Source organism: Pseudoalteromonas sp. CO348 (genome assembly GCF_004208845.1).
GTDB classification, from domain to species: Bacteria; Pseudomonadota; Gammaproteobacteria; order Enterobacterales; family Alteromonadaceae; genus Pseudoalteromonas; species Pseudoalteromonas maricaloris.
Map to the genome: position 1 here is coordinate 195,012 of NZ_SGPI01000010.1, position 16,168 is coordinate 211,179.

The 16,168-nt window shown below is 43.4% G+C and carries 13 protein-coding genes and 2 tRNA genes; 13 read left to right on the forward strand and 2 right to left on the reverse strand.

Features of this window, described 5'->3' with window-relative positions; genetic code table 11:
• Positions 1–69 precede the first annotated feature (69 nt).
• The 3 genes from EXT48_RS03555 (at position 70) to EXT48_RS03565 (ending at position 4,344) form a co-directional block, all read left to right on the forward strand.
• Complete coding sequence (locus EXT48_RS03555; RefSeq protein WP_130163587.1) at positions 70–1,104, forward strand: S66 peptidase family protein; 1,035 nt, start codon at positions 70–72, stop codon at positions 1,102–1,104.
• Positions 1,105–2,337: 1,233 nt separating this feature from the next.
• Positions 2,338–3,294: a glycerophosphodiester phosphodiesterase family protein gene (locus EXT48_RS03560; protein WP_130163588.1), complete on the forward strand. Its 957-nt coding sequence runs from the start codon at positions 2,338–2,340 to the stop codon at positions 3,292–3,294.
• 63 nt (positions 3,295–3,357) lie between these two features.
• Positions 3,358–4,344, forward strand: a complete 987-nt coding sequence (locus EXT48_RS03565) for an alpha/beta fold hydrolase (RefSeq protein WP_130163589.1) — start codon at positions 3,358–3,360, stop codon at positions 4,342–4,344.
• Positions 4,345–4,611: 267 nt separating this feature from the next.
• Here EXT48_RS03565 and srmB read toward each other — a convergent pair whose 3' ends face one another.
• Positions 4,612–5,838 (reverse strand): ATP-dependent RNA helicase SrmB, encoded by a 1,227-nt coding sequence (gene srmB / locus EXT48_RS03570; RefSeq protein ID WP_010606189.1) that lies wholly within the window; start codon positions 5,836–5,838, stop codon positions 4,612–4,614.
• Between the two features lie 67 nt (positions 5,839–5,905).
• Between srmB and EXT48_RS03575 the strand changes: the two genes are divergently transcribed.
• Positions 5,906–6,610, forward strand: a complete 705-nt coding sequence (locus tag EXT48_RS03575; RefSeq protein ID WP_130163590.1) for a tRNA1(Val) (adenine(37)-N6)-methyltransferase — start codon at positions 5,906–5,908, stop codon at positions 6,608–6,610.
• A 129-nt stretch (positions 6,611–6,739) separates the two neighbouring features.
• Positions 6,740–8,338 (forward strand): response regulator, encoded by a 1,599-nt coding sequence (locus EXT48_RS03580; RefSeq protein ID WP_130163591.1) that lies wholly within the window; start codon positions 6,740–6,742, stop codon positions 8,336–8,338.
• Positions 8,339–8,387: 49 nt separating this feature from the next.
• Here EXT48_RS03580 and fldB read toward each other — a convergent pair whose 3' ends face one another.
• Positions 8,388–8,912: a flavodoxin FldB gene (gene fldB, locus EXT48_RS03585; RefSeq protein ID WP_130163592.1), complete on the reverse strand. Its 525-nt coding sequence runs from the start codon at positions 8,910–8,912 to the stop codon at positions 8,388–8,390.
• 80 nt (positions 8,913–8,992) lie between these two features.
• On the opposite strand from fldB, the gene xerD reads away from it, so the two are divergent.
• The 8 genes from xerD to EXT48_RS03625 all read left to right on the forward strand — a co-directional run bounded on the left by xerD (position 8,993) and on the right by EXT48_RS03625 (position 16,165).
• Positions 8,993–9,916, forward strand: a complete 924-nt coding sequence (xerD, locus tag EXT48_RS03590; protein WP_017216320.1) for a site-specific tyrosine recombinase XerD — start codon at positions 8,993–8,995, stop codon at positions 9,914–9,916.
• 98 nt (positions 9,917–10,014) lie between these two features.
• Positions 10,015–10,752, forward strand: coding sequence for a bifunctional protein-disulfide isomerase/oxidoreductase DsbC (gene dsbC, locus EXT48_RS03595; RefSeq protein ID WP_010375978.1), 738 nt, complete (start codon positions 10,015–10,017; stop codon positions 10,750–10,752).
• Between the two features lie 101 nt (positions 10,753–10,853).
• Complete coding sequence (gene recJ / locus EXT48_RS03600; RefSeq protein ID WP_045990470.1) at positions 10,854–12,584, forward strand: single-stranded-DNA-specific exonuclease RecJ; 1,731 nt, start codon at positions 10,854–10,856, stop codon at positions 12,582–12,584.
• A gap of 173 nt (positions 12,585–12,757) precedes the next feature.
• Positions 12,758–13,856, forward strand: a protein-coding gene (prfB, locus tag EXT48_RS03605; protein WP_099030198.1) for a peptide chain release factor 2 whose coding sequence is annotated in 2 segments (ribosomal slippage) — positions 12,758–12,832 and positions 12,834–13,856 — 1,098 coding nt in all. Because the reading frame shifts where the segments join, the coding sequence is not laid out codon by codon here.
• Between the two features lie 27 nt (positions 13,857–13,883).
• The gene (lysS, locus tag EXT48_RS03610; RefSeq protein ID WP_010375973.1) at positions 13,884–15,434 is read left to right on the forward strand and encodes a lysine--tRNA ligase; all 1,551 of its coding nucleotides are present in this window, start codon (positions 13,884–13,886) and stop codon (positions 15,432–15,434) included.
• Between the two features lie 238 nt (positions 15,435–15,672).
• The gene (locus EXT48_RS03615) at positions 15,673–15,855 is read left to right on the forward strand and encodes a hypothetical protein (RefSeq protein ID WP_010375970.1); all 183 of its coding nucleotides are present in this window, start codon (positions 15,673–15,675) and stop codon (positions 15,853–15,855) included.
• Positions 15,856–15,974: 119 nt separating this feature from the next.
• Positions 15,975–16,067: transfer RNA gene (locus tag EXT48_RS03620), tRNA-Ser, on the forward strand.
• Positions 16,068–16,088: 21 nt separating this feature from the next.
• Positions 16,089–16,165: transfer RNA gene (locus EXT48_RS03625), tRNA-Arg, on the forward strand.
• Positions 16,166–16,168: the final 3 nt, after the last annotated feature.

The following is a 16,168-nucleotide window of genomic DNA, read 5'->3' on the forward strand; positions in this document are numbered from 1 at the left end:
GTTTGATTCTGTTGTCTTAATGGGATATATCTAGTCGCTGATGAATATTCCATTAAGGCAAAATAGACGGTGCAATTACGCAAGCCTAAAAAACTAAACCGAGGTGATACCCTTGCGATTGTATCACCTAGCTGGGGTGGCCCAGGTACATTTCCTCACATCTTTGAGCAAGGGTTAGCAAACCTGCGTTCGCTTGGTTTTAATATTGTTGAAATGCCGTCGGCTCGAACGGCTGCGGATGTGCTCTTTTCACAGCCACAATTACGTGCAAAAGATATTAATGATGCCTTTGCCGACCCGAATATAGCCGGGATAATTTCTTCTATTGGTGGTTCAGATTCCGCGCGGATCCTATCTTATTTAGATAAATCCGTTATCTTGAATAACCCTAAGTTTATGATGGGCTATTCTGACTTTTCCACGCTCACCACACTGCTGAACCAGTGGGGATTAGTCACCTTTAACGGCCCATCGATCATGGCCGGTTTCTCCCAGTACCACAATGCTAGTGCTGAGTATCAAGCCTATTTAGCGCAGGCGCTACTAGGTGAAGTCCAATACCCAATATTCAACGCTTATTCTCATGGCTATCCGGAGTGGGCAATACCAGAAAACGTCGGTAAGCTGCATCCCGCTATTGCGACAAATGGTCCAAAAGTACTGCAAGGTACAGGGCAAGTGGAAGGGCGGCTATTTGGCGGCTGTTTTGAAGTGATGGAGATGCTAAAAGGCACTGAATACTGGCCATCGCCGTCATTTTGGCAAGACAAATTGCTATTTTTAGAAACCTCTGAGGATAAACCCAGTCAAGACTATATTCGTTTTTGGTTACGTAACTATGGGGTGATGGGGGTGTTTGAAAAAATATCCGGCTTAATGATTGGCCGTGCGCGGGATTACAGCGAGCGCGAGATGGCTGCGCTTGATGAGGTGATTTTATCGGTTGTACGTGATGAGTTTGGCTGTGACAGTTTACCCGTAATAACTCGGCTTGACTTTGGCCATACTGATCCGCAGTGGATTTTGCCGTTAGGAATACAGCACCGCTTGGATTTGGATAACTTCAGTCTAGTTGCGATAGAGCCGGTATTTGATTTGTTGTAGTGGTGTGATGCTGGGGCGACGTTTTCTTGGTTCGCTCGATCGCGTCGTTTCAAAAGAATGAACGAGAAGCGCATGGATGCGCTTTGATATTAAACATGGAGGTTTATTTTGCTAACAGCTGATAGCTCGAAATTTATCGTAAAGTCAGCTTGTCCTCCTGACTGGCTTCGACGCCCATCCATGGGCTACGACATACTTTTCTTTGATGCCCAAAGAAAAGTATGCAAAAGAAAGGGCACTCCCAACATCACACTGACTCCTCAAGCAAATTGCCAATATGAACGTCACCGCCGTGTAAGGGCCATCCTTGACCCTGTCACAGCTTTTCACGCATCCATGCGTTGAAATGACTCATTGGCAATTTACTTTCGGGTGTGATTAGGGAGGAAAACGGTGCTGATAGTTTTGTTTGGTGCTTGCAGGCAAATTTGCTGCTTTGAGAGAAAAACTAGAGCTCGCAGTCAAAACTAATCCCCCCTCCATCACACCCGAAAAGCATAAGCTGATATACAATGTGCCGACAGGATGTCGGCCAAGTCTTGTCTGGCATAGGGATGTGCCTTACAAGGCGGTTGCGATACCAATTGTATTAGGTAAATGAGCAATTTGAAGCGGAGAAATAGCTTTAGTAGCCAGGCAAAAATTTTGCTATTTAGTTGTTCTAAATGAGAAATTTTTAACGACGCTAATATGGTATTTCACCCTTCAAATTGATTGGAGACTTAGTGCAATTGGTATTATATATCGGCTTAGGGTTTGAGGATTAAGTGTGATGCTGGGGCGACGTTTTCTTGGTTCGCTCGATCGCGTCGTTTCAAAAGAATGAACGAGAAGCGCATGGATGCGCTTTGATATTAGCCAAGGAGGGTATGTTTGATTATGACTGCTTTGTAAAATCAAGTAGTTAACCTGCTTAATTGCTCTGGCTAGCGGCCTCTGCATGCGTAAAAAATATAATTGCTTATTAAGCCAAATTTAGGTGTAATGAATACATAATAAGCGCTGAGCAATGCAGGGAAAGCTTACATATGATTACACTAACTAGGAAAGTGAGTGCCTCCAAAAAGTCTATTTTTTTTAAGTAAGTCATAGTATAAACAACACCAACTCTGCCATACCGAGCAGGTAGCGGCTCAGTCCAACATGCGATTATGCAACACAAACTGCGTGTTGCATAAATACTAAAATGTTAGCTTTCATCGACCATCTATCTATCAAGGAATCAGGTAATAAATGTTTATAAAAATAGTTAAGACGTTTTTGATCGCACTGTCTTGCATAATCACACTAGGAGTTGTTAACGCATATATGTTCGTTCCTGACCTTCAGCGACATGGCGAGATCGTGGCCTATCGAGGAGGCGGAAGTGCAGTTAACTATGAAAAATTAAAAAAAACTGGCTGTACCTCCCTTTCAATAGAAGCATCAAACACCAATTCAGTTGAGAACACACTAGAAGCTGTGGCTTCTTCCGTTGCAGCAGGGGCTAACGTAATTCATTTAAATGTTCACAGAACGCGTGATGACCAACTGGTTGTTTTTCATGACTGGACGTTAGATTGTGCTACAAACGGGTCTGGGCCAGTACATAAAACATCGTTTGAGCAGTTGAAAAATCTTGATGCAGGATATGGATATACGTTTGATGATGGTGCGACTTTCCCATTTAGAGGAAAAGGTTTTAGGATTTCCAAGTTAGAGGCGTTTTACGAACGGTATCCAAAGCATGAGTTTTGGCTAAACCTAAAGGATAACGACATACGTTCATTCGAAACTCTATATGAGTATCTAGCTGGAAAAAAATCTAACCATATTGTAATTACCTCTTCAAAAGGTATGGAGTGGTTTCGAAACAAGGATTTATCTTTACGGTTAGCAAGCGTTGGTAGTGTAAAGAGTTGCGGAATAAATTATCTTTTAGTTGGATGGGCTGGACTAGTTCCTGAGTCCTGTAGGAACACCATTCTTTTTATACCACCCTCAATGACAAAGTATTTTTGGGGCTATCCTAAACGCCTCGCATCAAGATTGCAGAGCTATGGTTCGGATGTTTATCTTTGGTCTCGACATGAATCGATCACCCAATCCTACGATGACGTTGTCGCATCGGGTATTGGAGTTATCACTAGTGATCTTGATTTTATTCGTGCAACACAAGCTAGCAAACGCGTCAATCAGGACGCTCGCTAACTCGCGCACGCGAGCAGTATAAATACTTTCAGACACTGTGCGTAAATACATTAGGGAATAAATATGTCTTCGATTTATCAACGTTTTTTCTTGAGCAAGCTAACTTTAGCGATATTAATAATATTTAGTATTTATATATTGTTGCGTACTATTGCGTTTTTTGTTCATCAGCCAATTCCTCTTTCAGGCGACTATTTCTCATTTGAAGGCAAACAAGTGAGGTATGTCTGTAAAGGTAGCGGAAATCCCTATGTTTTTTTTGAATCTGGTTATGGCGATGACTCGGAACAGGTTTGGTCATCAATTTCTGAGCAATTACCACAGACATTCACGTCATGTTATTACGACCGATTAGGTCATGGCGGCAGTGACGACATTCCAACTGATTTTACGACGAAACAAAAGGCTCAACTTCAAGCATCTCTTATTCAACATGTTGCTGGTGACAACTCGGTCATTATAGTTGCGCGGTCATACGGCGGAATTATCGCAAGACACACTGCCGCAATAACCAACAGTAATTTGGCTGCGCTAATATTGTTAGATTCAGCGCACGAGAATCAACATGAAATATTACGCGGAACCTTCTCTCCCATCGCGACACATGTGCAAATTTGGCATTACGCTGATCCGATTCTGGGGATATCAGATATCAAGAATCTCTTTAAGAAATATGATTCTTCGTTGGCGCAACGACTAGACCAGTACTATTCCAGTTTTCGATACGCGCAAGTGATGTCAGCTTACCGAAACGAAGGCGGCTTCTTCACACCCTTAGAAGATTTCAATTATGACTTTGGTAATTTAAGAATGGTGGTAATGAGTCATGACAGAGAAGCCTACAAAACGGCACCTCGCTTCTACAACGTCGGAGATAAGTGGGCTGAAATGCAAAAAAGTATCGCTCAGCTTTCTCGCAATTCAGAACATATTGTTGTTAAAGGCGCTACTCATAACATTCCAGACGATGCGCCTGACGTGGTTATAAGTAAGATTATTGAAACTGTCGATATTATGTCTAAGCAACCGAGCTTAAGTAGTCGATTCTGAATATTGGCGTTTTGATGTTCTGAGACAAAAAATAAGGACAAAAATAAGGGTAAATAAGTCACACCCATCACTATTAACATCCAAGCTGAGGAAGTGAAGTAAACACTTAATGCGATGTTTCCATCGCTCGCTATTGGAGCATATACGACCGTTAGATTTAACTAAGTTCTACCAATCAAATCTAACAGAGCAAGTTAAGGCTTACTCACATTAGCTCTTGCCCAAATTAGCATAAAAAAACCAGCGTACTGACGCTGGTTTTTTGGGTTACTTTTTCTTTTTAACCTTGGCGGCTTTCTTTTTCGCCTTGATTTTAACCGGATCTTTTTTCTTCTTCGGTGCTTTCGCTTCTTTATGTTTAGGTTCTAAGCCTTTAATTACACGGCGCTTAAGTTTTTGGTCGGTGTACCGCTCAACCTTTCCTAAAATTTCGACATCGTGGGCTTCAACCAAGGAAACCGCGGTGCCTTTTTTACCAGCACGGCCTGTACGACCGATGCGGTGTACATAAATATCTGCGGTGCGTGGCATATCAAAGTTAAATACGTGGCTGATATCCGCAACATCGATACCACGGGCTGCAACATCTGTTGCCACTAAGATATTCGTCTTACCACTGTGAAAACTTGCCATTGCAGCCATGCGTTTGTCTTGTGGCATTTCACCACGCAGCCAAGTGGTTTTAATGCCTTTGGCAAATAGCTCGCCAACGAGTGTTTCTAGGCGTTCACGCGTTTTTACGAAGATAACCGCTTTGGTTACTTCTTCGTCATCAAGCAGTTGTGCGAGCAAATTGACTTTGTGCTCGTAGTTATCTGCAAGATGAACCCACTGATGAATTTTACCTTTTTCTTTACGTGATGGCGTGGCTTCAAGTAGTGCTGGGTCTTGTAATATACGTTCAGCAAACTTCTCAACGCTTTCGCCCTCAAGGGTTGCAGAGAACAAAAAGCACTGACGACGGTTAACCGCTTCAGAGCAAATACGTAGCATTTCTTTTCGAAAGCCCATGTCTAGCATGCGATCCGCTTCATCTAAGATCAGTAGCTCAACGTTTTCTGCGTGGAAGTTCTCGGTTTCAAGATATTCCATCAAACGACCTGGGGTTGCGATGAGGATATCATTGTTCTTTTCGAAGATTTCTTTGTGACTACCGTAATTAATACCGCCAGTTACCACGCCTATTTTAAGGTTAACACCTGCGGCAAGGAGTTCACATTGCTCGTGTATTTGATAGGCAAGTTCACGCGTTGGCGTCATGATAAGTACGCGGGCAAAGCCTGGCTCTTTGCGAGGAAAATCAAGCAAATACTGAATCGCAGGGATCAAGAATGCAGCGGTTTTACCCGTACCGGTTGGTGCGCTGGCGAGAATATCTCGGCCAATTAGCGCTTCAGGAATAGCCATCTGTTGAATGCTGGTGGGAGTATCGAAACCCATTTTTTTAATCGCACTAATCAGCTTGCTGTCTAAATCAAATTCAGTAAATTGCATATTGCATCACAAATAAAGGACAATAGCGGAATTATACGTTGCTATTGCATTTTCTCAAAGGTATAGGATGTCTCAGTTTGCATTTAAACAGTTTTCGGTGACCCAGCATCATGCGGCAATGAAGGTTTCGACGGATGGTATTTTGCTTGGCGCATGGGTTCCACTCGCTGAAGCCAAGCGGATTGTTGATGTCGGAACGGGAACTGGGCTTATCGCATTGATGTGTAAACAGCGAAGTCCAATGAGCACAGTCCATGCGGTTGAGCTTGATGACGATGCGTTAAAGGATGCAGAGTCTAATATCAAGCACAGCCCGTGGCCTGATATTGAGCTACATCGCTGTGCAATACAAGAGTTTGATAGCGAGCTGCGCTTTGACCTCATGGTATCAAACCCACCTTACTTCAACGCGAGTTTGAAAGGAGAAAATCAAGCGAGAAATAGAGCGAGACACACGGACAGCCTAAGTTTTGATGCGTTGCTTGATGCCTTCGAAAAGTTTACGACGGATGCTGGGCAACTTGCAGTAATTTTACCCTATCAAGAGAGTTTGCTCTTTTGTCAGCTTGCCAAAGCGCGAAATTGGTTTCTTGTTTCAAGCTGTGCGATTAAAACCACCCCGAGTAAATCTTACTCTCGCAGATTGCTACTGATAGGCAAACAAAGCATAGCACAACCAAGTCATGAGCAATCGTTGGTGATATACGATGTAGATAACCAATATACGAATGATTTTGTTTCTTTATGTCATGAGTTTTACCTAAAAATGTGATGGATATTTTTTGCTCGTATCGTGATTTATCTTCTACACTTTAGCTGAGAAATGGTCAGAATCATCGTGTCAAAAGTGCAGTCTGATTTACGTGTACTTAGCTGGTTTAATTCGCTTGTGTAGGTGTTCATGAAAAAAGCCGAGATCCCAAATAACGAAGAAAATCGTCTCAAAGCGCTGCGCGAATATAAGGTATTGGATACAGCTGCAGAAGCAAATCTTGATGAAATTACGCAGTTGGTGTCAGAGATCTGTGAAACGCCTATCGCGCTTATTAGCTTGATAGACACAAATCGCCAATGGTTTAAGTCTAAAGTGGGGCTGGAGGTGGATGAAACCCATCGAGATATCTCCTTTTGTTCTCATGCTATTTTGCAAGAAGATGTATTTGAGGTGCAAGATGCCCTAGAAGATGAACGCTTTTTTGACAATCCACTGGTTACTGGTGGCCCGAAAATCCGCCATTATTCCGGTGCACCGCTGATTAGCTCTGGCGGTTATAAGGTAGGCACTATTTGTGCTATCAGTGATAAGCCCAAAAAACTCACCGATTTGCAAAGGAAAACACTCGTCACCTTGGGTCGTCAGGTAATTCGGCAACTTGAACTGCGCAGAGAAGTAAACGTACTTAAGCTGCTCAATGATTCCAAAGACAATTTTTTATCTGATATCAGCCATGAATTACACACCCAACTTAATGCCATCATTGGTTTTAATGATGTGGTACTCAACTCAGCTGAAGCTGAAGGGTTTTCTGAATCTACGACGAGCTACCTGCAAAATATAGAAACAGGGGGGAGTAAACTGCTTACTGTCATTGATTCCGTATTAGAGCTTGAGCTTATTGAAGGTGAAAAAGTTCAGTTTGAACCTATTCTTTGTTCATTATCCGATCTACTAAAGCAGTCAGTTGCTCGCTTTGCTACTGAGGCAAAACAACATGATATTACGATTACGCACTCTATTGCTGGCGTCTATAAAGGTGAGGCTTTGATGCTCGATAAGGATAAAGTGTCGCGCGTCATAGAGACTTTACTCGACACTGCAATTCAGAGCAGCGAGGCTGGGCAAGAAGTGGTACTCAGAGCATATGTCATTGGTAATGAAATACAGTTTATTGTAAAAGACAGTGGTAAAGGCCTTTCAGCGCTTGAGCAAAGTAATCTATTTGACCGCTTTAGCATGTTTGAGGGCAGAGGAAACTTAGGGGTTGGATTAAGCCTATGTGTGACTAAAGCACTTATTGATATTATGGGGGGGCGGATCAGCGTTTCCAGCCAAGAGGGTGAAGGGACTGAGGTGGTGTTTATTATTCCATGCAAAAGCGAAAGTGGAGTAAAAGTCGCTTCGCCACCAAAAACAGAGCATATCGCCATTTTCTATCATCAGATTGGTGTAATAGAAGACAATCCGCTTAATCAGCTACTGATCACTGCGATACTCGACAAACTTAGTTGTAGCTATGATATTTTCGAATCTGCTGAAGCCTATTTTGAAGTGGCAAAAGAAAAACACTTTGACATCATTTTTATGGATGTGAATCTTCCGGGTATGAGTGGTACAGAGGCCGCACATTTAATCAAACAAGAAAATTCAAGGTTACCGATTTTGGCGATAACCGCTGATATTTTCTTAACTCAAGCTCAAAATGAAGTTTTTGATAATGTGATCCATAAGCCGTATAAGCTATCACAAATTGAGGCCGCATTGAGTCAGTTTTACAGATGATATTAGGGATGGGCGTTAACACTTTGGATTAGTGCTAACGCTTACTGCGCTAAACATCTAATTCGGCGTATTCCGTCATGATTTGCTCTATCCAAGTCGCGATACGCTCGTCGCTTTTGTCGTATTGACTGTCTTCATCTAGTGCCAGACCAACAAACTGACTTTTATCTTCGGTCAGTGCTTTTGACGCTTCAAATTCATAGTCGTCTGAATTTGGCCAGTAGCCTAAAAAGGTGACGCCTTGAGGGGCAATTTTTTCATGTAGCATGCCTAGTGCATCTTGAAACCATTCACCATAACCTTGTTGGTCACCCATGCCGAATAGCGCTATGACTTTGTTGCTCAGATCAACGCCGTCGATATCGTCCCAGTGAGATTCCCAGTCTTCTTGAAGTTCGCCGAAGTCCCATGTTGAGATACCAAAAATGAGGAAGTCAAACTGCTCAGCTTGTTTTAGCGGCTCGTCCTTAATATTAAATAAGGTAATTGTGTCTTTGCCGATGATTTCCTGAATCTTTTCTGCGGCCATTTCTGTGTAACATGTTGTCGAGCCGTAAAATAACCCAATTTGCATTGTATTTATCACTTTCAATTTGACTGGTATTATAGGTGGCAAGTCTACATCATGACGTTAATAATTAATACAGGTACTCTGTGAGCGAACACCAAGCAACTACCCATACACTGTCTGATCTGCAATATATAGAAGCCTTTTTAGATGCGCTATTTTTAGAGCAAGGGCTCAGTGAAAATACCATTGCAGCCTATCGCAGCGACCTTGAAAAGTTTCTCTTATTTATAAAAGCAGAAACCTCGGTGTCTTCTTTACTGGCAATCACAAGCCAAGACGTCGAGGCTTATTTGGCACACAGAATAGACAAGGGCTTAAAAGCAAAGAGTAACGCGCGAGCCATCAGTGCATTAAAGAGATTTTATTTATATTGGTTGCGAGAAAAACAAATCGCGCAGTCTCCACTGGATACTATTGCGCAACCTAAAACAACACCGTCGCTGCCAAAAACCTTGTCAGAGCAAGAAGTTGAGGCCTTGTTAAATGCTCCTGATTGTGACGACCCGATGGGACTGAGAGATAAGGCAATGCTCGAGCTCTTGTATGCCACGGGGTTGCGCGTGACTGAGTTAGTCGGGCTAAGAATGGAGCAAGTCAACATGAGACAAGCTGTTGTACTTGTGCGTGGTAAGGGAGGCAAGGAGCGCTTAGTGCCTATGGGTGAAGAAGCATTGCATTGGATCGAACAATTTCTCAAAAAAGGGCGGGGCTTAATGATCAAGCATGCTACCGATTTTGTCTTTCCATCCAAGCGAGGCATAGGTATGACGCGACAAACTTTTTGGCATCGCATAAAACACTATGCTATTTTGGCAGACGTTAAGTCGCCGTTATCGCCACATACGCTACGTCATGCTTTTGCAACACATTTATTGAATCATGGCGCTGACTTGCGAGTTGTGCAAATGATGCTTGGCCATAGCGACTTGTCGACGACTCAAATTTATACACATGTTGCCAGTGAACGTTTAAAAACATTGCACCAGCAGCATCACCCAAGAGCTTAATTTTTGTTGCTTGGGAATTATTTATGGTTACTCCGGTCTTAGTGAGTAGCACAAAGGGGCGCGTGAACCCCTCAAATAACAGGTTTAGAGAGAACATAATGAAAAAACTAATAGTTGCCGCTTCACTGGCATTGAGCTTTGGCGCTTTCGCTGAGCAAGTTGAGGGTCCTGTCGCACCAACAGCACAAGTAGACCCAATTACAACGCAATTTAGCGGATTAGGTATAACGGTTAAGCAAATCAAAGATAGTCCGCTTGCGGGCTTAAAAACAGTGATCACAGATAAAGGGGTACTGTATTCAAGTGCCGATGGTAAATACCTAATTCAGGGCACTATGATTGATCTTGATAACCGCCGTAATATCACCGAAGACGCGTTGAGTGATGTGCGCCAAAAAGGTATTGCTGAATACGAAGACTCAATGATCGTCTACAAAGCGGAAAATGAAAAGCATCAAATCACGGTATTCACAGACATTACTTGTGGCTACTGCCGCAAACTTCACCGTGAACTAGAAGATTACTTGGCAGCTGGTATTACCGTGAAATACCTAGCTTTCCCACGTGGTGGTTTGCGTGGTTCAGGCTATGAAGATTTGAAAAATGTATGGTGTGCAAAAGATGCCGCAGCTGCACTTACTGAGGCGAAAGCTGGTGGTGAAGTGAAGCCAGTTGAAAACTGCCAAGCGCCAGTAGCCGAGCACTATCAACTTGGGCAAAGCTTTGGCATTTCAGGAACACCAGCGATCATTCTTGAAGATGGTTCTATGATCCCAGGTTATCAACCTGCAGCAGCTATCGCACAAATGCTAGATGCAAATAGCCCTAAGTCATAATGACTCACGCTTAGCGATGGAGTTCGCGTTGAGAACTCGATAAGATAGCAAGATAAAGAATATAAAAGGCCATTTTGGCCTTTTTTGTTTTGTGAAAAAGTATGCATACAGAAATTAAACCAAGAGAGCGGGTTGATGACAGCCATTTACCGGCTTCACTACATCCCGTGATCAAACAGCTTTATGCTGCCAGAGGGGTTAAATCGGTCGTTGAACTCGATAATAGCGCCGCAACCTTACACGATTTTAAATTATTTAAAGACATCGAGCTTGCAAGCCAAATTCTGGCTGAAGCACTTTCTTTGCAACAACAAGTGTTGATTGTTGGTGACTTTGACGCCGATGGCGCAACGAGCACCGCCGTGTTAATGGAGGGGTTGCCTCAGTTTGGTTTTCAGCGTGTGGATTACCTCGTGCCGGATAGATTTAGCTTGGGGTACGGCCTAAGTCCAGCATTGGCCGAGCAAATCGTTGCCATAAAACCTGATTTGGTGATCACCGTAGATAACGGTATTTCCTGTATTCGCGGTGTCGAAATCGTGAAGCAGGCGGGTATTAAAGTGATTGTTACCGATCACCATTTACAAGGTGATGAGTTGCCGATTGCCGATGCGATTGTTAATCCAAATCGTCTTGACTGCGATTTCCCATCTAAGTCTATCGCGGGCGTTGGGGTTGCCTTTTATCTGCTGATAGCACTAAGGCATTACTTAAGAGCGCAAAACTATTTTGTGGAACAAAACGTCGCGATGCCAAATTTGGCGACATTATTAGATATTGTTGCCCTAGGAACCGTGGCTGACGTTGTGGCTCTAGACGCGAATAACCGCACTTTGGTACACCAAGGGCTCGCCCGGATCCGCAGTGGTCAAACGCGACCAGGGATCCAAGCACTTATCGAAGTTTCTAACCGTAATAATGCAAGATTAAGCGCCAGTGATTTTGGCTTTGCGTTAGCGCCAAGACTCAATGCCGCGGGTCGTCTTGACGATATGAGTTTAGGTATTGCTTGCTTGTTATCGAAAGACATTACTCAAGCTCGTCGTATTGCGTCAGAGCTCGATAGTCTAAATATAGAACGACGCGAGATTGAGCAAAGTATGCAGCAAGAGGCGCAAGCGGTATTGGAGCGTTTGGTACTTAAAAGCCAAGAAGTACCAGATGCCTTGTGTTTGTATCAAGATGATTGGCATCAAGGTGTGATAGGCATTCTAGCGGGACGCTTAAAAGAAAAGTATCACCGCCCGTGTATTATTTTTGCACAAGGCGACAACGGCGAGATCAAGGGTTCATGTCGTTCTATTGAAGGTCTACACATGCGCGACCTGCTGGAGTCAATCAATACCCAGCATCCAGAGTTAATTGTAAAATTCGGTGGCCATGCGATGGCAGCAGGACTGACCATTTTAGAGTCTGAATTTGCGCGGTTTAAACAGGTATTCGAACAAAATGTCAGTGCGACGCTGAGCGAAGAAGCAAAGCAAAGCATTCTCTTGACGGACGGTGAACTGCCGGGCGATTGCTTCACCATGGATTTTGCTTTTGAACTACAGCAGGCAGGTCCGTGGGGGCAGCAATTTAGTGAGCCGGTATTTCAGGATGTATTTGAGTTGGTGCAGCAACGTATTGTTGGCGACAAACATCTAAAACTTGTGCTTAAGCATCGTTCAGGCCGATTGGTTGATGCGATAGCATTTAACGTTGACGTTCGGGCTTGGCCAAATCTCCAGGCAACCCATGCTTTATTTGCTTATCAATTAGATATTAATGAGTTTCGTGGTAAATATAATTTGCAGCTCATTGTGCGTGAACTTCAGGCGCAACCGAATTAATAGAGATGTGCGTACTGAGTTTGTTAAAAAACTCCCAAAATTCTCACTTTAAGGGATGCTAAGCGCGGTTATTATTTGATACTATTGGTCGCTTAAATCTATGGTCTGACCCGTTTTCAGACCTGTTTGTGTGAATTCACAAACCGACAAATTTAGTTCTGGAGTAATGGTAAATGTTTGAAGTGAATCCTGTGATTAACCAAATCAAGGAAATTCGCGAACGTACAGAGCTTCTTAGGGGGTATCTTTGACTACGCTCTAAAGCAAGAGCGTTTAGAAGAAGTTAATGCCGAATTAGAAGATCCCGCTGTATGGAATGAGCCGGAAAGAGCCCAAGCACTGGGCAAAGAAAAATCGAATTTAGAAGTGATTGTTGAAACCATCGACAATCTCGTGTCTGGTGCCGATGATGCAGAAGGTTTGGTTGAGCTTGCCGTAGAAGCCGAAGATGAAGAAACCTTCACTGAAGCAGAGCAAGAGGTCAACGGCCTTGTTGAGCAGCTGGAAAAACTAGAGTTTCGTCGTATGTTCTCAGGCGAGCAAGATGCCAACGATGCGTACATCGACTTACAGTCAGGCTCTGGCGGTACTGAAGCCCAAGACTGGTGTAACATGTTGCTGCGTATGTACTTGCGCTGGGCTGAAGCGAAAGGTTTTAAAGCCGAAATCGTTGAAGCGACCGATGGCGATGTTGCTGGTATTAAGGGCGCGACAGTTAAAGTCACGGGCGAATATGCTTACGGTTGGCTTCGTACAGAAACGGGCGTACACCGCTTAGTACGTAAGAGTCCTTTTGATTCAGGCGGCCGTCGTCATACTTCGTTTGCTTCTGTATTCGTTTACCCAGAAATTGACGACAATATCGAAATCGATATTAATCCTGCAGATCTTCGTATCGATGTATATCGTGCATCGGGCGCAGGTGGTCAGCACGTTAACCGTACAGAATCAGCGGTACGTATTACGCACTTACCAACCAATACGGTAGTGCAGTGTCAGAATGACCGTTCGCAGCACAAGAACAAAGATCAAGCGATGAAGCAGTTAAAGGCGAAATTGTTTGAACTTGAACTGCAAAAGCAAAACGCTGAAAAGCAAGCCCAAGAAGATGCAAAATCTGACATCGGCTGGGGCAGCCAAATCCGTTCATACGTGCTAGATGATTCACGTATTAAAGATTTGCGTACAGGTATTGAAAATCGCAATACCCAAGCCGTACTAGACGGCGATTTAGACAAATTTATCGAAGCAAGCCTGAAATCAGGCCTTTAATCCACAAGCTAAACTAAGAGCTAAACAATGACAGATCACAATCAAGACGAAAATAAACTTATTGCTGAGCGTCGTGGCAAGCTAGATGCGATCCGGGAAAATTGCCCTGCGAATGGCCACCCGAACTCATTCCGCCGCGAAGACTACACACAAGATCTACAAGCTAAGTTTGGTGATAAATCGAAGGAAGAGCTAGTAGAACTTGATCATCATGTTTCTGTTGCGGGTCGTTTGCTTGCGAAACGTGGTCCTTTCTTAGTGTTGCAAGACATGAAAGGTCGTATTCAGGCTTATGCTTCAAAAGACGTACAAAAAGACCTAAAAGAGAAGTATGGTCAATTAGATATCGGCGATATCGTTGGTGTTAAAGGTCCGCTTCATAAATCTGGTAAAGGTGACTTATATGTCGACATGGTTGAGTATGAACTACTGACTAAGTCGCTACGTCCACTACCTGAAAAGTTCCACGGTCTGACTGATCAAGAAGCAAAATACCGTCAGCGTTATGTTGATTTGATCACTAACATGGATACGCGTGAAACATTCCGTATTCGTTCAAAAGTGATTGAAGGTATTCGCCGTTTCTTAGCTGAACGTGACTTTATGGAAGTGGAAACGCCGATGCTACAGGTTATTCCAGGCGGTGCGTCTGCACGTCCATTTGTAACGCATCACAATGCACTAGATATTGATATGTATCTACGTATCGCGCCTGAGCTATATCTTAAGCGTCTAGTGGTTGGTGGTTTTGATCGTGTATTCGAAATCAACCGTAACTTCCGTAACGAAGGTTTATCTACGCGTCATAATCCTGAATTCACTATGATTGAGTTCTATCAAGCATACGCGGATTACAATGATTTGATGAACTTGACTGAAGACATGTTACGCACCGTGGCACAAGACGTGTTAGGCACTACTACGGTTGTTAATACTGTGAAGAATGCTGAAGGCGAAGTGACAGAGACGATTGAGTATGACTTTGGCAGTGCGTTCCAGCGTTTGTCTATGGCTGATGCTATTTTACAATACGGCCCAGATGCTGAAGCACAAGCTGAAATCTTTAAAGATCCAGAAAACCACTTTGAAGCACTAAAAGCATACGCTAAGAAAGTTCACGTTAAGATCCCTGAAAACTGTGTATGGGGCCCAGGTAAGTTCCTATGTGAAATATTCGAAGAAGTCGCTGAGCACAGACTTATCCAACCGACATTCATCACTGAATATCCTTGGGAAGTGTCTCCGCTGGCGCGTCGTAACGATGAAAATCCATTTATCACAGACCGCTTCGAGTTCTTCGTGGGTGGCCGTGAGCTTGCAAATGGTTTCTCTGAGCTTAATGACGCTGAAGACCAAGCTGCACGCTTTGCGCGTCAAGTGGAAGAAAAAGATGCAGGTGACGATGAAGCAATGCACTACGATGCGGATTATATTCGTGCGCTAGAGCATGGTTTACCACCAACAGCAGGTGAGGGGATTGGTATCGATCGCCTTGTGATGTTATTCACAGACTCACCGACTATTAAAGACGTTATCTTGTTCCCACACATGCGTCCTGAAGTACAAGCTGAACAGTAAGTATTTTCACGTAATCTGAAAATACATGTAGAAAAGCGCCTTATGGCGCTTTTCTGTTAATTGCGTAAGATAAATCTCACAGTATTTTTAAATACATAGTTTTATTATGTAGTTATTGCCAACTCCTATTCATAATAAAAGTTGTTTCTCTTTTGAAACTAGATTATCCCAATTTCCTAACTAGTCTTTTTCAAGTTCTAATGCTGCGTTAAAAATAACAAATAGGGAATCCGATAAGATGAGCAATAATGAGTTTGAAAATGTCGATGAGCACGAGCAAGCGAGAATTTTATATTATCGGGCTTGTATCGCTGAGTTTCAGCAGCTTGGTTATCAAGAAGCATTTTTGGACGAAGTTTTGCGTCAACAACGTGCATTAAGAAATACCTACAGCGATCCTAACCCCCTACAAAATGAGTAAAAATTGGCGTTAGTGCCGAGTAACTAAGCAGACTGCACAATCTATCACCATTCAGTGCGTTTTTACAAGAAAAGTATTTGACATATTTTTTCTAACCTATATTATACGCCCCACAAGACGGAGAGGTGGCCGAGTGGCCGAAGGCGCTCCCCTGCTAAGGGAGTATAGGGTTTGTAGCCCTATCGAGGGTTCGAATCCCTCCCTCTCCGCCATTTTTAATGGTTGTCTTGTACGGACGCATAGCTCAGCTGGATAGAGTACCTGGCTACGAACCAGGCGGTCGGAGGTTCGAATCCTCCTGCGTCCGCCACTT